We start from the raw sequence: 21,282 nt of genomic DNA, 5'->3' as shown, positions 1-21,282 counted from the left end.
CAATTCAAAAAGACAGCGAGGCTTTAAGTGCCAAGCTGTCTTTTTTTATGTACAATAATAAATATAAGAACAAATATTCGAGGTGGATGCAATTTGGCAAAGAAAAAAACAAAATTTGTATGCTCAAGCTGTGGCTATGAATCCGCAAAATGGATGGGAAGATGTCCGGGATGTGGAGAATGGAATAAGATGGTTGAAGAGGTGGAGGTCGTTGCAAAGGGGCCACGTGGGGCATTCCAACATTCTGCTACTGTTACCCAAAAGGCTCTCCCTATTATGCAGATTGAAGCTGCTGAGGAATCACGAGTGGCAACAGAAATGGGTGAGCTTAACCGAGTGTTAGGTGGCGGCATCGTGCCGGGTTCTCTTGTGTTAATTGGAGGAGATCCTGGGATTGGGAAGTCGACGTTATTATTACAAGTATCTGCGTTGCTATCGAATAAGGGACATCGTGTGCTCTATATTTCTGGTGAGGAATCTATCCGTCAAATAAAGCTACGTGCAGAACGTTTAGGAGTGGTATCACAGGAGCTATATATATACTCTGAGACGAACTTAGAGTTTTTAAATCAGACTATTGACGATGTGCAGCCAAAGTTCGTTATTGTCGATTCTATTCAAACTGTTTTTCATCCGGAGGTAACGAGTGCACCTGGTAGTGTATCACAAGTGCGTGAATGTACCGCAGAACTTATGCGAATTGCAAAAACAAAGGGAATTGCAATTTTTTTAGTGGGACATGTAACAAAAGAGGGACAAATTGCAGGGCCACGTATTTTGGAGCATATGGTTGATACGGTATTGTATTTTGAAGGAGAACGACATCATAATCACCGTATTTTACGCAGCCAAAAAAACCGCTTTGGCTCTACGAATGAAATTGCTATCTTTGAAATGCTTCAAGGGGGCTTAAAGGAAGTGTTAAACCCGTCTGAGTTGTTTTTACAGGAGCGTTCACAGGGGGCGGCAGGGTCAACGATTGTAGCCTCGATGGAAGGTACACGGCCAATTCTAGTTGAAATTCAGTCGCTTGTAACACCAACAAGCTTTAATTACCCGAAACGAATGGCAACGGGTGTCGATCAAAACCGTGTGCAACTACTTATGGCAGTCCTTGAAAAGCGAATGGGCCTCATGCTACAGGCTCAGGATGCATATATTAAAGTTGCTGGTGGCGTGAAGCTTGATGAGCCTGCAATTGATTTAGCGGTGTTGACAAGCATCGTTTCAAGTTTTAAAGATCAAGCTGTCAGAGCAACAGATTGCTTTATTGGGGAAGTAGGTTTGACAGGCGAGGTGCGTCGTGTATCTCGTATTGAACAACGTGTGATTGAGGCAGCAAAGCTCGGATTTAAACGGGCCTTCATACCGGCTTCGAATATCGGTGGATGGGATTTCCCACAAGGTATTGAGATAGTTGGTGTGGAAACGATCAAAGATGCATTGAATGCTTGCTTTAGAGAGCTATAAATAAGCTTGTGCATGTTGGACAATGTTCTAACATGCACTTTTAATTGCAAGAGTAGGTTGGAATTCATAGATAGGCGGTAGGAAACTCAAAGAGGGAAAGTGGCGTCTAAAATAATGTCTGTAGAAAGGCTTGTTTAATGCCCAGTGAACACTAAAGGGCATTTCTAATTTTAGTGTGAAGGATTTCAATTCATTAGAATCGAAATGATCAATTAAAATAAGAGGGATTGATGGGTTCATAAAAGATTTTCTACAGTAAACTATGTATAATTATATATTAAAAATAGGAGGTGACAGTTTATGAAAAAATTTGTTCAAATTGCTTTTTTACTGATTGGAGGAGCATTAGGCCTTGTTTTCTTACCGCCATTATACGAATTGCTTCATTTATCATCTAATCCTTGGCTGGATAATCCTTACGTATCAGTAGCTTTAGGAGCGCTTTTACTGTTTACATTATCGTTTGCCTTTTCAGATTATTTTGTAAGGCTCATTAGCTGGATGGAAGAAGTGTTATTTAAAGTACCTGTTGGGGATTTATTATTTGGAACACTTGGGCTTATTATCGGATTAATCGTTGCTTATTTCTTAGGCTTTGCAATTGATAGTATTGATTTACCGAAATTTACAAAGGTTTTACCAGTTATACTGTCATTTGTACTTGGTTATTTAGGGTTCCGTGTAGGCTTTAAAAAGCGAGATGAATTAATCCAGCTATTTACGTTACGTGGTAACAATATGAAGAAAAAATTAACAGAAGGTGTAGAGCCGCAAGAAGCACGAGGAAACTATAAACTGTTAGATACTAGTGTTATTATTGATGGTCGTATTGCAGATATTTCTGAAACCGGCTTTATAGAAGGTACACTAGTTGTACCCCAATTTGTCCTTACTGAGCTTCAGCATATTGCTGATTCTTCGGATACATTAAAGCGTACAAGAGGTCGTCGTGGTTTAGATATTTTAAAGAAATTACAAGATGAGCGTACGACGAATGTTGAGATTACTGAAGAGGACTTTGAGGATGTGCAAGAGGTTGACTTAAAGCTAGTACGTCTTGCAAAGAAAAGGGGTAACGATACACAAATTGTTACAAACGACTTTAACCTTAACAAAGTTTGTGAGCTCCACCACGTTAAAGTGCTAAACATCAATGATTTAGCAAATGCAGTAAAGCCTGTCGTTATTCCAGGCGAGGATATGCAAGTGATGGTCATTAAAGATGGTAAAGAGCATAATCAAGGGGTTGCTTATTTAGATGATGGCACAATGATCGTTGTTGAAGGTGGACGTAGCTATATAGGACAGGCAATTACGGTAACTGTAACGAGTGTTCTTCAAACATCAGCAGGTCGTATGATTTTTGCTAAACCAAAGGATGACTAGGAAGTGGGAAATGTGCAATATGAAGTAGTGTTGCCTGCTGCGGGAAGCGGAAAGCGAATGGGTGCAGGGCAAAATAAGTTGTTTTTAAATCTTTTAGAAAAACCGATCCTCATACACACACTGGAGGTATTTGAACAGGACAGCCAGTGTACAGGTATTTGGCTTGCTGTGAAGCCAGAAGAGCGTGTATTTATTCAAGAAATGCTAGAGGGGTATGGAATTACTAAAGTTAAAGGTTTACCTGATGGTGGTGCAGAACGGCAGCATTCCGTCCATTCGTGCATGAAAGAAATGAAGCAGGTCGAAATTGTGCTTGTGCATGATGCTGCGCGTCCATTTATCACGCATGACATTATTGCGAGTCTTGTACAAAGTGCGCATAAATTTGGCGCTGCGATTGCGGGAGTTCGTGCGAAGGATACGATGAAAAAAGTACATGATGGTGTTATTGAAGAGACGATTGATCGAGAAAGTTTATGGATGATTCAAACTCCACAAGCATTTCAATTTGATTTGATTGTAGAGGCAGAGGATGTCGCTGAGAAGGTAGGTTTCCTTGGTACCGATGAAGCAATGCTTGTTGAACGTCTCGGCCATGAGGTCCATATTGTGGAAAGCAGCTACGAGAATGTAAAGATGACGACACAAGAGGATTTAGTCTTCGGTGAAGCGATATTGCGTAAACGTGCTTCGTATGAGAGTAATTGAAGTGACACCCATAGGTAAATAAAAGAGCAGCTATACAAAATCCCGTAAAGAAGTAGCACTATAACTTCTTACGGGATTTTATTTTAACTTCTTTCAGCAATGTTCTTAAATGACTCAATTCCTCAAAGTGTAAAGCTGTTAAGCAACTCTTTACTATTTCATAATACTCTTTAATTCCTCCATAAAAGCACGGCGTTTTGGATACGCTTGTAGTAAGTCTAAAATCAATTGCTCTGCTTCGACGGCATAGCCAGCCTTACGCATAATATTGATAGAACGGCAGACAGCTTTATAATTTTTTCGATTAGCGGAAGATTGAGCATCGATAGTGATGGCGTCAATGAAGAGTGCACAAACTTCTTCATAATACTGCTCTTTAATGAATTGATAATAGTGCTCTATTCGTGTTGGGTATTCTTTGCAATAGTCTAGAATACGTTTAGTTTGTTGTTCCTCTACAATAAGCCTTGCATATAAGTGCGAATTGGTAAGGCTATTTAATAATTCTTCTAGAACCTCCGGCCATTGTTCGGAAGAGTGAAGAGCTTTGAATTCCTCGTAAAAATCATATTCACCCGTTTGCAATAGTTTTAAAGCCAATTCGCGCATTTCTTCTGTATGCCCTAAATGCTGATGAGCTATAAAAGCATAGCGTTGCCACATGCTCACAATGCCAGGAAGTTGTTGATCTTGCTGGAACCCATCCGCTGTCAATTGTAATGTTTTTTCATATTCGCCATGGTTAATAGCAGATTGAATAAGTTGTTCACGCATATGGTAGTCCTCGATATGCTTCTCCAAAAATGCCTCTACTTCTTTACTACTGTATTTATTCTGTAATAAGTGAAGCTCAACCTGTTTTAACTCTTTATTAATATATTGTGCATGCCAATCATCTGATGTACTTTCCATTGAATGAATAAGGGTTTTAAACTGCTCTTCAATCGCATCATACAAACAAAGAGGAACACAGGCGTGGAGCAAATGAATTCGCCAGTCTATCCAACCATTTAACTCGTGTTGCATTGCTTTTTGAATAACAAGTTCATATACTGTTTCATACTGCTTTTTTGACCAAAGGCTTGCTCCTTCTTCAATCGCCTGACTAATTAATTCAAGACTTTCATTAATGGCATCACCGAAATGACCATCGGAATCATCACCATATTGTAGTGCCTCTAATGTATATTGGAAGCACAGAAAACTAAGCTTAATAGCTGTAATATAATTCTCTTTGTCGATAAGCTCCTCTGCTTGTTGAAGTGTTGTGATGATCCCTTTTACCGCTTTCGATGCCCGATGACGTGGGATAAAACCGCTGCGTCCCTCTTGCCCACTTTTTAGATGCTGGACAATTATTTTTTTAGCGGCCTTTACTATATCTGCTGGCTCCATTAGCCGCATTTCTAATTCTTGCAAAAAAATAGGGGAGTTTTTTCCAACTGTTAGAATTAGGCTTATCAAATTTTCTTTAGTTTGTGTTGTTAGTAATTGCTGTAATGTTGATTTTTTGGCTTTAGATGATCTAGATACCGGTACAGATGGATTGTTAAGCTGTTCCTTAATCGCGTATAGCACAGCGGCCATATGCTTGCAATCATCATCGTAAGGGCAGTCACAATTCGCATATGTAATATCGCCATTTGATGTGATGACGACATCTACAGTATACGGTTCAGTTCCTTCAACCTTAGCCTGCCAATGGCTATTGTCAATTTGCATGATATCAATGACATGATCTTTTACATAATAATCGTGCCCACGTTGGACAATTACTTTTTTAAACTGCTTTTCAAAAGTATTGATGTTCATTCCTACACCGCCTTAGTTTATTAGACTAATATTAGCATAACAAAAAAATGCGAGGAGAAAGAGAACCAAAAATTATATATAGCTTTGTCGAGACACTCATTTCCTAGGAAATATGTTAAAATGTGAGGGTATAATATAGAGTAAATATAAAAGTGAAGGAAGGTGAATGAGGCTGCCTTATAAGCTGAATAGAAGCTTTTTAAGTCTGCATATTTTTGAGGTAAATGAGCTTCAGTTGGTGGACTTTATTATTTTATTTATCTTATTAGACAGTCTCAAAATCATATGTTTCGAGTGGGACAAGGATTTGATGTGCATGCATTTGAAGAAGGGCGTCCATTAATTATTGGTGGTATAACAATCCCTCATGAAAAAGGGTTAGTAGGGCATTCAGATGCAGATGTTTTATTACACACTGTAACAGATGCAGCGTTAGGGGCTATTGGCGAGGGAGATATCGGTCGTCATTTCCCAGATACAGATCCCGCGTTCAAGGATGCTGATTCAGCGAAGTTATTAGAGCATATTTGGAAGATTGTTGAGGATAAGGGCTATGTTTTAGGTAATGTGGATTGTACGATTATGGCACAACGTCCGAAAATGGCGCCATATATTGAACAAATGCAAAATCGAATTGCTGAATTGCTTCATGCAGAGCCTTCTCAAGTGAATGTTAAAGCAACAACAACGGAGCGTTTAGGTTTTACAGGTCGCGAGGAAGGGATTGCTGCGATGGCGACAATCCTATTGATGAAGAAATAAAAGCAGGCTCTCAGCGCTTTTATTTCCTGTAACAGAGTGGTAAAATGAACAAAGTCAATTTTTTGATCGAAAATTTAGGAGGCTTTTAATTATGGCGAAAGAAGTTCGTGTTCGTTACGCGCCATCCCCTACTGGTTTCTTACATATCGGTGGAGCGCGTACAGCGTTATTTAACTATTTATATGCAAAACATCATAACGGTAAATTCATCGTGCGTATTGAGGATACAGATATTGAGCGTAATGTAGAGGGCGGAGAAGCATCTCAGCTAGATAACTTAAAATGGTTAGGTATTGAGTATGATGAGTCGATCGATATTGGTGGACCATATGCACCTTATCGCCAAATGGAGCGTCTTGATATTTATAAAGAACACGCTGAAAAGCTATTAGAGCAAGGCTTAGCTTACAAATGCTTCTGTTCTTCTGAGAAATTAGAAGCGTCTCGTGAAGAACAAAAAGCACGAGGTGTTGCAGCTCCAACTTATGATGGTACTTGTCGCCATTTATCAGCAGAGGAAGTTGCGGCTAAAGAAGCTGCTGGTGAACAATATACAATTCGTATGCGTGTACCAGAAAATGTAACATATGAATTTGAAGATTTAGTACGTGGACAAGTAACATTTGAGTCAAAAGATATTGGTGACTGGGTTCTTGTTAAAGCAAACGGTATCCCAACGTATAACTATGCGGTAGTGCTAGATGATCACTTTATGGAAATTTCGCATGTATTCCGTGGTGAAGAGCATTTATCGAATACACCGAAACAAATGATGATTTTTGATGCATTTGGCTGGGAATATCCACGCTTTGGTCATATGACATTAATCATTAATGAAAACCGTAAAAAATTATCAAAACGTGATGAATCAATTATTCAATTCGTCACACAATATAAAGATTTAGGCTACCTACCTGAAGCGATGTTCAACTTCTTCGCTTTACTTGGCTGGTCGCCTGAAGGGGAAGAAGAGATTTTCTCAAAAGAAGAATTTATTAAACTCTTTGATGAAAAACGTCTTTCAAAATCACCATCTATGTTCGATAAGCAAAAGCTTACTTGGATGAATAACCAATACATTAAAAAATTATCTTCAGAAGAAGTAGTGGCATTATCTTTACCACACTTACAAAAAGCTGGTTTATTACCAGAAGAGTTAACGGAAGAAGAACGTGCATGGGCTACAGATTTAATCGCACTTTATCATGATCAAATGAGCTTTGGTGCTGAAATTGTAGAACTATCTCGCCTATTCTTTAACGATCATATTGAATATGATGAAGAAGCAAAAGCAGTTTTAGCTGGTGAGCAAGTACCTGAGGTAATGGCTGCATTTAAAGTACAGCTTGAAGGTTTAGAGGAATTTACGCCTGATACTGTCAAAGCGGCTATTAAAGCTGTTCAAAAAGAAACAGGTCACAAAGGTAAAAATCTATTTATGCCAATTCGTGTTGTAACGACGGGTGAAACGCACGGTCCAGAACTTCCGAACGCGATTTGCTTAATTGGTAAACAGAAAACAATTGATCGTGTAGAAAAATTTGCGCAATAAGTAGAAATTGATTGACAATTTGTTAGTTCGTTGTAAAATGGATTTACATTGAGAAAGCGTTGATAAGGAGAAGTAAGTGGCGCATGCTCTATAGAGAGGACCATCACCGGCTGAAAGTGGTCTGAGCCTAGGCAAAACTGAAATGCACCTTTGAGCATAAAGCTGAACAAATAGTAGGCTTTATCGATTCGTTCCCGTTACAGAACGTCCAGAGTGGAAGGCATTCGCCTTCAATCAGAGTGGAACCGCGCAAATTTAGCGTCTCTGTCATTCCTTTTTGGGATGATAGGGGCGCTTTTTTATTTTCTGGACATGTGACTTGAAGCGATGGATGCGCTAAGTTCTGCTCGACTAACTCTGTGGTGAAATCAACGTCAGCTAGAGTTTAAAGGCCAGGGATGCAGTTGATTTGTGTGGGGTTTTCAAAGGGTCAAGGCAGATCAAAATGAAAAGGGGGAGCTTTTTGTGTTTAAAAGAATGAAGGAAGATGTAGAAACAATTTTTGAGAATGATCCAGCAGCACGCAGTGTACTCGAAGTGATACTAACATACTCAGGTCTGCACGCTACTTGGGCACATCGAGTTGCCCATTGGTTCTTTAAAAAGCGTTTTTATTTTATAGCCCGTACCATTTCACAAATTAGTCGCTTCTTTACTGGAATTGAAATTCATCCTGGAGCGAAAATCGGTCGACGTTTCTTTATTGACCACGGGATGGGCGTTGTCATTGGTGAAACATGTGAGATTGGTGATAATGTAACGTTGTATCAAGGTGTAACTTTAGGTGGGACAGGAAAAGAAAAGGGAAAACGCCATCCGACTTTAGAGGATAATGTACTAGTTGCAACAGGTGCAAAAGTTTTAGGTTCTATTACAATTGGTGAAAATAGTAAAATTGGTGCAGGCTCAGTTGTTTTAAAAGAAGTGCCACCAAATGCTACAGTTGTCGGTATTCCTGGTAAAATAGTGATTAAGGATGGAGTCCGTTTAGAGAAAAAACTAGACCATCAAAATATTCCTGACCCTGTAGAAGAACGTTGTCAAGCTTTCGAGAAGCAGATTGCAGCATTGCATCAGGAAATCGAACGCTTACAAAAGGAGAGAGAAGCACAATGAGTATTCAAATTTTCAACTCATTAACACGACAAAAGGAAACTTTCGTACCGCTGGAAGAAGGCAAAGTAAAAATGTACGTTTGTGGCCCGACAGTTTATAACTATATTCATATCGGGAATTCACGACCTGTAATTGTTTACGATACAGTGCGTCGTTATTTTCAATACAAAGGCTATGATGTGAAATTTGTTTCAAATTTCACAGATGTGGACGACAAAATTATTAAGGCTGCAAACGAACTTGGAGAAGAAGTCCATGAATTAACGGAGCGCTTTATTGCCGCATATTTTGAAGATGTTACAGCGTTAGGCTGCAAGAAAGCAGATGTGCATCCACGCGTCACAGAGCATATGGATGATATCATTCAATTTATTCAAGTTTTAATCGATAAAGGCTATGCTTATGAGTCAGCTGGTGATGTTTATTATCGAACTCGTAAATTTAATGGTTATGGTAAATTATCTCATCAATCGGTGGATGATTTAAAAATTGGTGCTCGTATAGAAGCAGGCGAGAAAAAAGATGATGCGTTAGATTTCGCTCTATGGAAAGCTGTGAAGCCAGGCGAAATTTACTGGGAAAGTCCTTGGGGCAAAGGACGTCCAGGTTGGCATATTGAATGCTCAGTAATGGCGCGTGAGCATCTAGGAGATACTATTGATATTCATGCTGGTGGGCAAGATTTAACATTCCCGCATCATGAAAATGAAATTGCACAATCTGAGGCTCATAATGATAAAACATTTGCGCGTTATTGGATGCACAATGGGTATATTAATATTGATAATGAAAAAATGTCCAAATCCCTCGGTAATTTTATACTCGTTAATGATATTCGTAAACAAATTGACCCACAAGTTCTACGCTTCTTTATGCTTTCTGTGCATTATCGTCATCCGATTAACTTTGCAAAGGATTTAGTAGATGCAGCCGCAAATGGGTTAGAACGAATTCGTACTGCCTACAACAATGTGAAACATCGTTTAACAGCAACGGCGAGCTTAGGCGATCACTCAGAAGAATGGCTTGAAAAAATTGCTGAACAAAAAGCTCAATTTGAAGAAGCAATGGATGATGACTTTAATACAGCTAATGCTATTTCTGTATTATTTGAATTAGCACGTATCGCCAATATTTATTTAAATGAAACGAATACTGATGAAAAAGTATTATTGAGTTTTACTGAAACTTTTGAGGTGTTAGGTGACGTCTTAGGTATTGAATTCGCAAAAGAAGAAGAGTTATTAGACGAAGAAATTGAAGCACTTTTGCAGGAGCGTGTAGAAGCTCGTAAAAATCGTGATTTTGCTCGTTCAGATGAAATTCGTGACCATTTGCAAGCGCAAGGTATCATTTTAGAAGATACGCGACAAGGAACTAGATGGAAACGAGGGTAAGTAACTTGGATAAACTCCGCAACGAAGATGTTAAGCAATTGAATGCATTAGCGTTAGCCTATATGGGAGACGCAGTATTAGAACAAAAGATACGAGAGCATTTGCTACGTGCCGGCCGTGTCAAACCTAATACACTTCATAGAGAAGCGACACGTTACGTATCAGCGAAGGCGCAATCTATGATTGTACATCGAATGATGGATGAAGGCTTTTTAACAGAGGAGGAGTTGGCTGTGTTCCGTCGTGGACGCAATGCCAAATCCGGTTCTGTGCCAAAAAATACAGATGTTCAAACATACCGTAATAGCTCAGGCTTTGAGGCTGTGCTTGGTAGTTTATATTTATTAAATGAATTAGAACGCGTGTATGCAATCATTGCATACGCTATTCAAATAATCGAGGAATCGAAAGGAGTGTCGAATTAATGGCAGAGCAAAATGGTGAAATTATTGCCGGTAAAAACCCAGTGTTAGAAGCACTTCGTTCAGGCCGCGATATGAATAAAGTATGGATTGCAGAAGGTGTGAAAAAATCAGGGGTTAATGAACTTCTAGATTTAGCACGAGAACGTGGAGTCATCGTTCAATTTGTCCCGAAAAAAAAGGTGGATCAATTATCGGATGCCAATCACCAAGGAATAGTTGCCTCTGTTGCAGCATATAGATATGCAGAGCTAGAGGATTTATTTGCTGCGGCGGCAAAAAAACAAGAAGATCCATTCTTCTTGATTTTGGATGAGCTAGAGGACCCGCATAATCTAGGCTCTATTATGCGAACTGCTGATGCGATAGGTGCGCACGGCATTATTATTCCGAAGCGCCGTTCTGTGAGTTTAACAGCTGTAGTGGCAAAGGCATCAACTGGAGCGATTGAGCATGTACCTGTTGTGCGTGTAAATAACCTAGCGCAGACGGTGGATGAGCTAAAAGAACGAGGGGTATGGATTGCAGGTACAGATGCCAAAGGTTCTGCAGACTATCGTAAAATGGATGCAACATTGCCGCTTGCGATTATTATTGGTAGTGAAGGCAAAGGGATGGGCCGCTTATTAAAAGAGAAATGTGACTTTTTATATCATTTACCGATGGTTGGGCATGTCACATCATTAAATGCATCGGTAGCTGCTGCACTCTTAATGTACGAAGTGTATCGTAAACGTCAAGAAGCGAATGATTGACAATGAACGACATTTTGCTTGTTGATGGCTATAATATGATAGGAGCTTGGAAAGAGCTACGGCCATTACGAGATACGAATTTTGAAGATGCCCGTAGAAGATTGATTGAGCTTATGGCTGAGTATAAGGCCGCTATCGGATGGCGCGTAATTATAGTTTTTGACGCACATCTTGTACCGGGTGTGGAGCAAACTTATTTAGAAAATGATGTCGAAGTCATATATACACGGAAAAACGAAACAGCAGATGAACGTATTGAAAAAATGACACACGAACTAAAAGCTAGAAATGTACAGATTCACGTAGCAACCTCTGATATGGCAGAGCAAAATGTTATTTTTGGTAATGGTGCTCTGCGAAAATCGGCAAGAGAGCTAGAAATTGATATGGGTATTATCCAGCATAAAATTTCTCATGATGTGAAAAGAAAACAGGATAGCAAGCCGCCTTCTCGCATAGAGTTAAAGCCCGATGTTGCTTTGGCCTTCGAAAAATGGCGGCGTGGTTTGAAATGATTGATTGACGCATATTTTCCAATTCAGTTATACTGTTCCTAATTATCTGTTGTGGCTGAGGTGATACCATGTTTAAAAATAGTATTGTACAAGTGACACAAGATTTTGAACGATTCAATGATGAAGAACTTATTGAAATGGTGCATCAAGGTAATACAGATGCGTTGGATTATTTAATTACGAAATACCGTTTGTTAGTGAGAGCGAAGGCTAGATCTTATTTTTTAATTGGTGCAGATAAGGAAGACATTGTCCAGGAGGGCATGATTGGTTTATATAAAGCCATTCGCGATTTTAAGGGAGATAAGCTTGCTTCTTTTCGAGCTTTTGCTGAACTATGTATTACAAGACAGATTATTACGGCTATTAAAACAGCTACAAGACAAAAGCATATACCACTAAATTCTTACGTGTCTTTGGACAAGCCTATTTTTGATGAGGAGTCAGATCGTACATTAATGGATGTGTTAACCGGTGCTATTATGGATGATCCGGAAGAATTAATGATTCATAGAGAAGAATTTGACTACTTAGAAGAAAAGATGGGTGAGATTTTAAGTGAATTGGAGCTACAAGTGTTAGCTCTATACTTAGATGGACAGTCTTATCATGAAATTTCCGCGAAATTAGATCGTCATGTGAAGTCTATTGACAATGCTTTACAACGAGTAAAGCGTAAATTAGAGCGACATTTAGTTCTTGAAGAAATGTCTTAGCGGTTGTATGCCTTTATTGACATTGACAAATATAGGTGTTAGTCTGGAAAAAGACAAAGTGCCGAAAAGGTGATTATATGGCAAAAAAAGTCGTTCTAAATTGCGAAAAATGCGGATCGAGAAATTATACGTTTCCAGCTAAGGGAGATTCAACCGTACGCCTCGAATTAAAGAAATTTTGCTCGCATTGCAATGAACATACAGTGCATAAACAAACGCTATAAAATGATTTGTAAATAGACAGAAATGATTGATTCGGAGGTTAGGCTAGAATGGGCAAGATTAAAGGCTTTTTCAGCAATGTAATGTCGGAAATGCGCAAAACAAGCTGGCCAAAAAGTAAAGAACTGACGAAATATACGGTTGTTGTAATTTCAACTGTTGTAATTATGGCTTTATTTTTTGTGTTAGTAGACTTAGGCATTTCATCATTATTCCGCTGGTATTTAGATCTATAATTTAGTAAATAGCATGTTAATACTTCTGAAATAGCCCGTCATTACAATAAACGGGTTTTTTCGTTTGTTTTATGAAGTAAACAGCAGTAAAATATTCTCAATATGTGTAAGTATGCTACTAGGAATAGTATGAGGGTAGCGATAGATGACTATGCTAGATTTGGTATATATCATCGGGCTTTCGCTAGCTATTAGCGGAAGCTATGTTTTTCTAATAAGCAGTTTGTGAAAAGAGTAAAGAATGCGCTTAGCATATCGTGATTCATTTTCACTTTTATCATCATTCAGTAGAAGATTCCTGCTTCTAAAAGTGGTAGGTTGAATGCAAATGCAGTTCCTTATTGGTAGGTGTCCAAACACCGACTGAATGAAGATAAAGCCGCTGGCAGATGTCACGGATTTTGGAAGGAACCAATTGTGCAAGCACAATACAAAATCCAGACACAATTACGCCAAGGCGTAATTGATTTAGTAAGGGAGGGACGGACGAGAAGTCCTAGTAGTTATGGAGAAAAATTGGTATGTTGTTCATACGTATTCAGGATATGAGAACCGTGTAAAAGCAAACCTAGAGAAACGTGTAGAAACAATGGGTATGCAAGATAAGATTTTCCGTGTTATCGTACCTGAACATGAAGAAACAGAAATGAAGGATGGGAAAAAGCGTACTATGATGCGTAAAGTTTTCCCAGGTTATGTTTTAGTAGAGCTAATTATGACAGATGATTCGTGGTATGTTGTACGTAATACGCCAGGTGTAACTGGCTTTATCGGTTCATCTGGTGGTGGTGCAAAGCCAACACCTTTGTTACCTGAAGAAGCGGATCGTCTACTTCAGCAAATGGGAATGACTGATAAAATTGTCGAGATTGATATTTCTGTTGGAGAAGCAGTAGAAGTATTAGAAGGGCCTTTTGCTCACTTCCAAGGACGTGTTGAAGAAATTGATACTGAAAAAGGAAAAGTGAAAGTTTCTGTCGATATGTTTGGTCGCGAAACTATTATGGAACTAGATTTTGAGCAAATACAAAAAATGTAGTTCTGTAACTAAGGTGACATATGTCTAAGACGTATGTCGCAGATTTTAATAATTACTACTTGCTTAAAAAAATTAAAAGTGGTATCATTTCTAGGTCAGATTGTCATACTTTGGTTTGACATCTGTATTGATAATTTTAATGTTATCGGCACTTAGCTGACAGACAGATATTGAGTGGGAGGGGCAACCCAATTACCACATCACGGACTTAAGGAGGTGTGTCTCGTGGCTAAAAAAGTTATTAAAGTTGTTAAACTTCAAATCCCTGCTGGTAAAGCAAACCCAGCACCACCGGTTGGTCCTGCATTAGGTCAAGCGGGTGTGAACATCATGGGATTCTGTAAAGAATTCAATGCGCGTACTGCAGACCAAGCTGGTCTTATTATTCCAGTTGAAATTTCAGTATTCGAGGATCGTTCATTCACTTTCATTACAAAAACTCCACCTGCAGCAGTACTACTTAAAGTAGCAGCTGGTATCCAATCTGGATCTGGTGAACCAAATCGTAAAAAAGTGGCAACGGTTAAACGTGATAAAGTTCGCGAAATCGCTGAAACTAAAATGCCAGACCTTAACGCTGCTTCAGTAGAAGCTGCTATGTTAATGGTTGAAGGTACTGCACGAAGCATGGGTATTGTTATCGAAGACTAATCCCATTACTTGATGATGTATTTGTTTTTTGGAAGGTTGCGGAGTTTCTTTGTGAACGCGCAACCTTTATTCGTGGGAGGTAAAATCCGCTATAACCACAATCAAGGAGGAATTATATAATGGCTAAAAAAGGTAAAAAACTGCAAGATGCAGCAAAATTAATCGACCGTAACACACTATACGGCGCTCAAGAAGCAATCGAACTTGCTCAAAAAACTAGCACAGTGAACTTCGACGCTACTGTAGAAGTTGCTTTCCGTCTAGGAATCGATACTCGTAAAAACGACCAACAAATCCGTGGTGCAGTAGTGTTACCAAACGGTACTGGTAAAACTCAACGCGTATTAGTATTCGCTAAAGGTGAAAAACTTAAAGAAGCAGAAGCAGCTGGTGCTGACTATGTAGGCGATGCAGAATACATCCAAAAAATCCAACAAGGTTGGTTCGATTTCGATGTAATCGTTGCAACTCCTGACATGATGGGTGAAGTTGGTAAACTTGGTCGTGTATTAGGACCTAAAGGTTTAATGCCAAACCCTAAAACTGGTACAGTTACTTTCGATGTAACAAAAGCTATCGCGGAAATTAAAGCTGGTAAAGTAGAATACCGTGCTGATAAAGCTGGTATCATCCACGCACCTATCGGTAAAGTTTCTTTCTCTACAGAAAATTTAGTAGAAAACTTCTTAACTGTATTTGATGTAGTGCAAAAAGCAAAACCTGCTGCTGCTAAAGGTACTTACATGAAGTCTGTAAACGTTACAACTACAATGGGTCCAGCTCTTAAAGTTGACGCTTCAAGTGTAGTAGTAAAATAATTAAAGTTTTTATATAAATCTGTTGACGGCGCTGTCTATCTATGATAAGATGGTTGCTGTTGTGAATCATCCATTTGTACCGTAGACAGTAGGAGTGACTTGTCACTTAATGATCCTACCGAGGACAGCGGAATTCGGATTCTTATTTTAAAGATGATGACTTTCAGCCTCTGTGTCTATTTGACCCAGAGGCTTTTCTTTTGTCGGTATAAATGACCCATTCTAATAGGAGGTGTCATCATGAGCAAAGTTATCGAAAACAAACAAGCACAAGTTCAAGAGATTACTGAGAAATTCCAAAATGCTGCTTCTGTAGTAGTTGTGGATTACCGTGGTCTTAACGTTGCGCAAGTAACTGAACTTCGTAAACAACTTCGTGAAGCTGGCGTTGAGTTCAAAGTTTATAAAAACACTTTAACGCGTCGTGCTACTGAAGCTGTTGGTCTTGAAGGAATCAATGACGTATTAGTTGGTCCTAACGCAATTGCGTTCTCAAATGAAGATGTTGTAGCTCCTGCTAAAATCATCAACGAGTTCGCTAAGAAAAATGAAGCTTTAGAAATTAAAGCAGGTATTATTGAAGGTACAATCTCTTCTGTTGAAGATGTTAAAGCACTTGCAGAACTTCCATCACGCGATGGTCTTCTTTCTATGCTTTTATCTGTACTTCAAGCTCCAGTGCGCAACTTCGCACTTGCAACAAAAGCTGTTGCAGAACAAAAAGAAGAACAAGGCGCGTAATTTCGTACGCACTATAACTTCTGCGGCATGATCCGCAACAATAAAACATTATCCATTTAGGAGGAAATTATAATGAACAAAGAGCAAATCTTAGAAGCTATCAAAGCTATGACAGTTCTTGAATTAAACGATTTAGTAAAAGCTATCGAAGAAGAATTCGGTGTAACAGCTGCTGCTCCTGTAGCAGTAGTAGGTGCTGCTGCTGGCGCTGCTGAAGAAAAAACTGAGTTTGACGTAGTATTAGCATCAGCTGGTGCTGAAAAAATTAAAGTAATCAAAGTGGTTCGTGAAATCACTGGTTTAGGTCTTAAAGAAGCTAAAGAAGTAGTAGATAACGCTCCTAAAGCTCTTAAAGAAGGCGTTTCTAAAGATGAAGCTGATCAAATCAAAGCTAAACTTGAAGAAGTTGGCGCATCTGTAGAAGTTAAGTAATCTCGCGTTACTTTTAAACAAAAGGAAAGCTCGTCATTGTGGCGAGCTTTTTTCTTCATTCTGAGGAGGCGTGAAAATGTCAGATCACTATTATACGAGTAAGCCTCAAACTGAGAGTAAACCTCGTCACTGGACATTTAAGTTGTTAGGGCATATGTTTTCCTTTGAAACGGATGCAGGTGTATTTAGTAAAAGCGAAGTAGATTTTGGATCCCGTGTTTTAATAGATGCTTTTCAAATGCCTGATATTGATGGTGCGATTTTTGATGTGGGGTGTGGGTACGGGCCGATCGGATTATCGATTGCCAAAACAAACCCAGACCGTACCGTTTTTATGATGGATATCAATGAACGTGCTGTTGCGCTCTCGCAAAAAAATGCGCAAATAAACGGTGTTCAAAATGTACGGATATTTGTGAGTGACGGACTATCGATGGTTGACAATGATGTAAACGCCGCAGCTATTTTAACCAATCCTCCAATTCGCGCAGGAAAGGAAACAATTTTCCGCTTTTACGATGGAGCTTATGATCAGTTAGTGTCATCTGGTGAGCTGTGGGTAGTAATACAGAAGAAGCAGGGTGCACCATCAACGGTAAGTTACTTAGAAGAAAAATTTTCCAAAGTCGATGTTGTGGAGAAGAAAAAAGGGTACTGGATAGTACGTGCGAAAAAATAAGTGAAATATGCATAAATTATTGACTTGACAAATCGGCTATGATAATATGATACAATGCAAAAATATTATTTTGAGGTCGTATGCCCTTTTGTATATGATTGTTATAATGTGGGTATACTTGCCAAGATAAGTTTAGTTAACCGAAAATGAGATCTTTTTGAAGACTCGTTTTCTTTTTGTCTTTCGAAATCATACACTATTTGTATGATTTTGCAAAGACCTAATATCGCTTTATTGAGGGGTGAATGAGTTGACAGGTCAACTAGTTCAGTATGGACAACACCGCCAGCGTAGAAGCTTTGCGCGTATTAACGAGGTGCTTGAGCTTCCAAATCTGATTGAGATTCAAACGGCGTCTTACGAGTGGTTCCTTGAAGAAGGTTTACGTGAAATGTTCCGTGACATTTCGCCGATCGAGGACTTTACAGGTAATCTTTCATTAGAATTCATCGATTATTCGTTAGGAGATCCTAAGTATGATGTCGATGAGTGTAAAGAGCGAGATGTTACTTACGCAGCTCCATTACGTGTGAAAGTACGTCTTTACAACAAAGAAACAGACGAAGTGAAGGAACAGGATGTCTTCATGGGTGACTTCCCATTAATGACAGAGACAGGTACGTTCATTATCAATGGTGCTGAACGCGTTATCGTTTCACAATTAGTTCGTTCACCAAGTGTGTATTTTCATGATAAAACTGATAAAAACGGTAAGAAAGGTTTCGGAGCGACAGTTATTCCGAACCGTGGTGCATGGTTAGAATATGAAACTGACGCGAAAGATGTAGTGTATGTGCGTATTGACCGTACTCGTAAGCTACCAGTAACTGTGTTACTTCGTGCGTTAGGTTTCGGTTCAGACCAAGAAATTATCGATATTATCGGTGACAATGAATATTTACGTAATACGTTAGAAAAGGATAACTCTGAAAGTACTGAAAAAGCACTTTTAGAAATCTATGAACGTTTACGTCCAGGTGAGCCACCAACAGTTGAAAGTGCGAAGAGTTTATTATACTCTCGTTTCTTTGATGCAAAACGCTATGATTTAGCGAATGTTGGTCGCTATAAAATGAATAAAAAGCTTCATATCAAAAATCGTTTATTTAACCAAACGATTGCTGAAACGCTTGTAGACCCAGAGACAGGCGAAATTTTAGTAGAGAAGGGTACAGTTCTTGACCGTCGTACTTTAGATAAAATCTTACCGTATCTAGAAGATACATCAAAAGGTATCGGTTACCGCACTTTATCACAAGTAGGTGGAGTGCTTGAAGATGACGTAACAATCCAGTCTATTAAAATTTATGCACCGAAAGATGAAGCGCAAAAAGAAATCAATATTATTAGTAATGCGTACATCGATGAAGAAGTGAAGAATGTTACGCCTGCTGACGTATTATCTTCAGTAAGTTATTTCTTTAACTTACTTTACCAAGTAGGGGCAACAGATGATATTGACCATTTAGGTAACCGTCGTCTACGCTCTGTTGGTGAGCTTTTACAAAATCAATTCCGTATCGGTTTATCTCGTATGGAACGTGTAGTACGTGAGCGTATGTCTATTAACGATACAGCTGCGATCGTACCACAGCAATTAATTAATATTCGTCCGGTAATTGCGTCAATTAAAGAGTTCTTTGGTAGCTCTCAATTATCACAATTCATGGACCAAACAAACCCATTGGCAGAGTTAACGCATAAGCGTCGTCTATCTGCATTAGGACCTGGTGGTTTAACACGTGAGCGTGCTGGTTTCGAAGTACGTGACGTTCACTATTCTCACTATGGTCGTATGTGTCCAATCGAGACACCAGAGGGTCCAAACATTGGTTTAATCAACTCATTATCTTCATTTGCCAAAGTAAATAAATTCGGATTCATTGAAACACCTTATCGTCGTATTGACCATGAAACAGGTCAAGTAACGGATCAAATTGATTACTTAACAGCTGATGAAGAAGATAACTACTATGTAGCACAAGCGAACTCACTATTAAATCCTGATGGTACATTTGCTAAAGACGAAGTAGTAGGTCGTTTCCGTGGGGATAATACAGTATTTAACAAATCGCAAATGGACTACATGGACGTATCTCCTAAACAAGTAGTGTCAGCTGCGACTGCATGTATCCCGTTCTTAGAAAACGATGACTCGAACCGTGCACTTATGGGTGCCAACATGCAACGTCAAGCAGTTCCTCTTCTTAACCCAGAAGCACCATTCGTTGGTACTGGTATGGAACACGTTGATGCGCGTGACTCAGGTGCGGCTGTAGTAGCAAAATATGATGGTATTGTTGAGCATGTTGAAGCTCGCTCTATCCATGTTCGCCGCATTGAAGTCGTAGACGGTAAAGAGGTTAAAGGCGATTTAACAAAATATAAATTACAAAAATTCATTCGTTCTAACCAAGGTACTTCATACAACCAACGTCCACTTGTAAAAGTTGGCGAACGTGTGAAACCTCGTGACATTTTAGCAGATGGTCCATCTATGGAAAATGGTGAACTTGCTCTTGGTCGTAACGTACTTGTTGCGTTCATGACTTGGAACGGCTTTAACTATGAGGATGCTGTTATCATGAGCGAGCGCCTAGTAAAAGACGATGTTTATACATCTGTTCATATTGAAGAATATGAATCAGAATCTCGTGATACAAAATTAGGACCTGAAGAAATCACTCGTGATATTCCAAACGTTGGGGAAGATGCGCTTCGTAACTTAGACGAACGTGGTATCATCCGCATCGGTGCAGAAGTTCGTGATGGTGACATTCTTGTAGGTAAAGTAACACCTAAAGGAGTTACAGAATTAACTGCTGAAGAACGCCTATTACATGCTATCTTCGGTGAAAAAGCTCGTGAAGTTCGTGATACTTCATTACGTGTACCACATGGTGCTGGCGGTATTATTCTTGATGTTAAAGTATTTAACCGTGAAGATGGCGATGAGTTGCCACCAGGTGTTAACCAATTAGTTCGTGCTTACATTGTTCAAAAACGTAAAATCCGCGTAGGGGACAAAATGGCCGGACGTCATGGTAACAAAGGGGTTATCTCTCGTATCTTACCGGAAGAGGATATGCCATTCATGCCAGACGGAACTCCTGTCGATATCATGTTAAACCCACTTGGCGTACCTTCTCGTATGAACATCGGACAAGTTTTAGAGCTACACTTAGGTATGGCTTCTCGTTACTTAGGCGTTCATATGGCAACTCCAGTATTTGATGGTGCCAACGAGGAAGATGTTTGGGAAACAATGGAAGAAGCAGGTATGAACCGTGATGGTAAAACAATCCTGTATGATGGACGTTCAGGTGAACCATTTGATAACCGCGTATCAGTAGGTATTATGTACATGATCAAACTTGCTCACATGGTTGATGATAAACTTCACGCACGTTCAACTGGTCCTTACTCACTTGTTACTCAACAGCCACTTGGTGGTAAAGCACAGTTCGGTGGACAACGTTTTGGTGAGATGGAGGTATGGGCACTTGAAGCATACGGTGCTGCTTACACACTTCAAGAAATCTTAACAGTTAAATCCGACGACGTTGTTGGTCGTGTGAAAACATACGAAGCAATCGTTAAAGGTGAAAGTGTACCAGAGCCAGGCGTTCCTGAATCATTCAAAGTATTGATTAAAGAACTTCAATCTCTTGGTATGGATGTGAAGATGTTAACGGTCAATGATGAAGAGGTAGAGCTTCGCGACTTAGACGAGGAAGATGATCTTCAACCAGCTGATGCTCTTAACATTGCACCACAGCAAGATAAAGAAGAAGAGCCAGTAGAGTCTTTTGAATAATGGAAAACGTTAGTTCACATTTTTGTGAGCACGGTC

At 39.4% G+C, this 21,282-nt stretch carries 21 protein-coding genes and 2 other annotated features; of the genes, 20 read left to right on the top strand and 1 reads right to left on the bottom strand.

What is annotated here, in order from left to right; translation table 11 throughout:
* The first annotated feature begins 93 nt into the window (after window positions 1–93).
* The 3 genes from radA to ispD all read left to right on the top strand — a co-directional run bounded on the left by radA (window position 94) and on the right by ispD (window position 3,564).
* Window positions 94–1,470, top strand: a complete 1,377-nt coding sequence (gene radA / locus AMS59_RS05920) for a DNA repair protein RadA (RefSeq protein WP_053482836.1) — start codon at window positions 94–96, stop codon at window positions 1,468–1,470.
* A gap of 300 nt (window positions 1,471–1,770) precedes the next feature.
* Entirely contained in the window at window positions 1,771–2,856 is a 1,086-nt protein-coding gene (locus AMS59_RS05915) for a PIN/TRAM domain-containing protein (protein WP_053482835.1), read from the top strand.
* Between the two features lie 12 nt (window positions 2,857–2,868).
* Entirely contained in the window at window positions 2,869–3,564 is a 696-nt protein-coding gene (gene ispD / locus AMS59_RS05910; protein ID WP_053482960.1) for a 2-C-methyl-D-erythritol 4-phosphate cytidylyltransferase, read from the top strand.
* 153 nt (window positions 3,565–3,717) lie between these two features.
* Here ispD and AMS59_RS05905 read toward each other — a convergent pair whose 3' ends face one another.
* On the bottom strand, window positions 3,718–5,376 hold the full coding sequence (locus tag AMS59_RS05905; protein ID WP_053482834.1) for an SWIM zinc finger domain-containing protein: 1,659 nt from the start codon (window positions 5,374–5,376) through the stop codon (window positions 3,718–3,720).
* Window positions 5,377–5,661: 285 nt separating this feature from the next.
* Between AMS59_RS05905 and ispF the strand changes: the two genes are divergently transcribed.
* The 17 genes from ispF (at window position 5,662) to rpoB (ending at window position 21,246) form a co-directional block, all read left to right on the top strand.
* A complete protein-coding gene (gene ispF, locus AMS59_RS05900) occupies window positions 5,662–6,138 on the top strand; it encodes a 2-C-methyl-D-erythritol 2,4-cyclodiphosphate synthase (protein ID WP_053482833.1) in 477 nt (158 codons plus the stop codon).
* Between the two features lie 91 nt (window positions 6,139–6,229).
* A complete protein-coding gene (gene gltX, locus AMS59_RS05895) occupies window positions 6,230–7,690 on the top strand; it encodes a glutamate--tRNA ligase (protein ID WP_053482832.1) in 1,461 nt (486 codons plus the stop codon).
* 50 nt (window positions 7,691–7,740) lie between these two features.
* Window positions 7,741–7,959: a binding site (T-box leader), on the top strand.
* 208 nt (window positions 7,960–8,167) lie between these two features.
* Window positions 8,168–8,806 (top strand): serine O-acetyltransferase EpsC, encoded by a 639-nt coding sequence (epsC, locus tag AMS59_RS05890; RefSeq protein ID WP_082337411.1) that lies wholly within the window; start codon window positions 8,168–8,170, stop codon window positions 8,804–8,806.
* A complete protein-coding gene (gene cysS, locus AMS59_RS05885) occupies window positions 8,803–10,203 on the top strand; it encodes a cysteine--tRNA ligase (protein ID WP_053482830.1) in 1,401 nt (466 codons plus the stop codon). The genes epsC and cysS overlap by 4 nt, the downstream gene beginning before the upstream one ends.
* Window positions 10,188–10,628, top strand: a complete 441-nt coding sequence (locus tag AMS59_RS05880; protein WP_082337405.1) for a Mini-ribonuclease 3 — start codon at window positions 10,188–10,190, stop codon at window positions 10,626–10,628. Before cysS ends, AMS59_RS05880 begins: the two co-directional genes overlap by 16 nt.
* Window positions 10,628–11,380: a 23S rRNA (guanosine(2251)-2'-O)-methyltransferase RlmB gene (gene rlmB / locus AMS59_RS05875; RefSeq protein WP_053482828.1), complete on the top strand. Its 753-nt coding sequence runs from the start codon at window positions 10,628–10,630 to the stop codon at window positions 11,378–11,380. Before AMS59_RS05880 ends, rlmB begins: the two co-directional genes overlap by 1 nt.
* Before the next feature lie 2 nt (window positions 11,381–11,382).
* The gene (locus AMS59_RS05870) at window positions 11,383–11,895 is read left to right on the top strand and encodes an NYN domain-containing protein (protein ID WP_053482959.1); all 513 of its coding nucleotides are present in this window, start codon (window positions 11,383–11,385) and stop codon (window positions 11,893–11,895) included.
* Window positions 11,896–11,963: 68 nt separating this feature from the next.
* The gene (gene sigH / locus AMS59_RS05865; protein WP_053482827.1) at window positions 11,964–12,611 is read left to right on the top strand and encodes an RNA polymerase sporulation sigma factor SigH; all 648 of its coding nucleotides are present in this window, start codon (window positions 11,964–11,966) and stop codon (window positions 12,609–12,611) included.
* Between the two features lie 77 nt (window positions 12,612–12,688).
* Complete coding sequence (rpmG, locus tag AMS59_RS24085; protein ID WP_082337404.1) at window positions 12,689–12,835, top strand: 50S ribosomal protein L33; 147 nt, start codon at window positions 12,689–12,691, stop codon at window positions 12,833–12,835.
* Window positions 12,836–12,883: 48 nt separating this feature from the next.
* Complete coding sequence (secE, locus tag AMS59_RS05860) at window positions 12,884–13,069, top strand: preprotein translocase subunit SecE (protein WP_053482826.1); 186 nt, start codon at window positions 12,884–12,886, stop codon at window positions 13,067–13,069.
* Window positions 13,070–13,574: 505 nt separating this feature from the next.
* Window positions 13,575–14,108: a transcription termination/antitermination protein NusG gene (nusG, locus tag AMS59_RS05855; protein ID WP_049662801.1), complete on the top strand. Its 534-nt coding sequence runs from the start codon at window positions 13,575–13,577 to the stop codon at window positions 14,106–14,108.
* A 225-nt stretch (window positions 14,109–14,333) separates the two neighbouring features.
* Window positions 14,334–14,759 carry a 50S ribosomal protein L11 gene (rplK, locus tag AMS59_RS05850; RefSeq protein ID WP_004233593.1) on the top strand — a complete coding sequence of 142 codons (426 nt, stop codon included), beginning with the start codon at window positions 14,334–14,336 and terminating at the stop codon, window positions 14,757–14,759.
* 119 nt (window positions 14,760–14,878) lie between these two features.
* Window positions 14,879–15,577: a 50S ribosomal protein L1 gene (gene rplA / locus AMS59_RS05845; RefSeq protein ID WP_053482825.1), complete on the top strand. Its 699-nt coding sequence runs from the start codon at window positions 14,879–14,881 to the stop codon at window positions 15,575–15,577.
* A 61-nt stretch (window positions 15,578–15,638) separates the two neighbouring features.
* Window positions 15,639–15,785 (top strand) — a sequence feature (ribosomal protein L10 leader region).
* 32 nt (window positions 15,786–15,817) lie between these two features.
* On the top strand, window positions 15,818–16,318 hold the full coding sequence (gene rplJ / locus AMS59_RS05840) for a 50S ribosomal protein L10 (RefSeq protein ID WP_053482824.1): 501 nt from the start codon (window positions 15,818–15,820) through the stop codon (window positions 16,316–16,318).
* A gap of 72 nt (window positions 16,319–16,390) precedes the next feature.
* Window positions 16,391–16,750 carry a 50S ribosomal protein L7/L12 gene (gene rplL / locus AMS59_RS05835; RefSeq protein WP_053482823.1) on the top strand — a complete coding sequence of 120 codons (360 nt, stop codon included), beginning with the start codon at window positions 16,391–16,393 and terminating at the stop codon, window positions 16,748–16,750.
* A 76-nt stretch (window positions 16,751–16,826) separates the two neighbouring features.
* Window positions 16,827–17,429 carry a class I SAM-dependent methyltransferase gene (locus AMS59_RS05830; RefSeq protein WP_053482822.1) on the top strand — a complete coding sequence of 201 codons (603 nt, stop codon included), beginning with the start codon at window positions 16,827–16,829 and terminating at the stop codon, window positions 17,427–17,429.
* 241 nt (window positions 17,430–17,670) lie between these two features.
* A complete protein-coding gene (gene rpoB / locus AMS59_RS05825; RefSeq protein ID WP_199777674.1) occupies window positions 17,671–21,246 on the top strand; it encodes a DNA-directed RNA polymerase subunit beta in 3,576 nt (1,191 codons plus the stop codon).
* The last annotated feature ends 36 nt before the right edge of the window (window positions 21,247–21,282 follow it).

The organism is Lysinibacillus sp. FJAT-14745 (assembly GCF_001275675.1).
Taxonomy (GTDB): Bacteria; Bacillota; Bacilli; order Bacillales_A; family Planococcaceae; genus Lysinibacillus.
This window is presented reverse-complemented; position numbering and strand designations above follow the sequence as displayed.

Coding starts and splice junctions, on each gene's coding strand:
- AMS59_RS05915 (WP_053482835.1), top strand. CDS start 1,771: ATGAAAAAATTTGTTCAAATTGCTTTTTTACTGATTGGAGGAGCATTA.
- AMS59_RS05905 (WP_053482834.1), bottom strand. CDS start 5,376: ATGAACATCAATACTTTTGAAAAGCAGTTTAAAAAAGTAATTGTCCAA.
- ispF (WP_053482833.1), top strand. CDS start 5,662: ATGTTTCGAGTGGGACAAGGATTTGATGTGCATGCATTTGAAGAAGGG.
- gltX (WP_053482832.1), top strand. CDS start 6,230: ATGGCGAAAGAAGTTCGTGTTCGTTACGCGCCATCCCCTACTGGTTTC.
- epsC (WP_082337411.1), top strand. CDS start 8,168: ATGAAGGAAGATGTAGAAACAATTTTTGAGAATGATCCAGCAGCACGC.
- cysS (WP_053482830.1), top strand. CDS start 8,803: ATGAGTATTCAAATTTTCAACTCATTAACACGACAAAAGGAAACTTTC.
- AMS59_RS05880 (WP_082337405.1), top strand. CDS start 10,188: ATGGAAACGAGGGTAAGTAACTTGGATAAACTCCGCAACGAAGATGTT.
- rlmB (WP_053482828.1), top strand. CDS start 10,628: ATGGCAGAGCAAAATGGTGAAATTATTGCCGGTAAAAACCCAGTGTTA.
- AMS59_RS05870 (WP_053482959.1), top strand. CDS start 11,383: ATGAACGACATTTTGCTTGTTGATGGCTATAATATGATAGGAGCTTGG.
- sigH (WP_053482827.1), top strand. CDS start 11,964: ATGTTTAAAAATAGTATTGTACAAGTGACACAAGATTTTGAACGATTC.
- rpmG (WP_082337404.1), top strand. CDS start 12,689: ATGGCAAAAAAAGTCGTTCTAAATTGCGAAAAATGCGGATCGAGAAAT.
- secE (WP_053482826.1), top strand. CDS start 12,884: ATGGGCAAGATTAAAGGCTTTTTCAGCAATGTAATGTCGGAAATGCGC.
- nusG (WP_049662801.1), top strand. CDS start 13,575: ATGGAGAAAAATTGGTATGTTGTTCATACGTATTCAGGATATGAGAAC.
- rplA (WP_053482825.1), top strand. CDS start 14,879: ATGGCTAAAAAAGGTAAAAAACTGCAAGATGCAGCAAAATTAATCGAC.
- rplJ (WP_053482824.1), top strand. CDS start 15,818: ATGAGCAAAGTTATCGAAAACAAACAAGCACAAGTTCAAGAGATTACT.
- rplL (WP_053482823.1), top strand. CDS start 16,391: ATGAACAAAGAGCAAATCTTAGAAGCTATCAAAGCTATGACAGTTCTT.
- AMS59_RS05830 (WP_053482822.1), top strand. CDS start 16,827: ATGTCAGATCACTATTATACGAGTAAGCCTCAAACTGAGAGTAAACCT.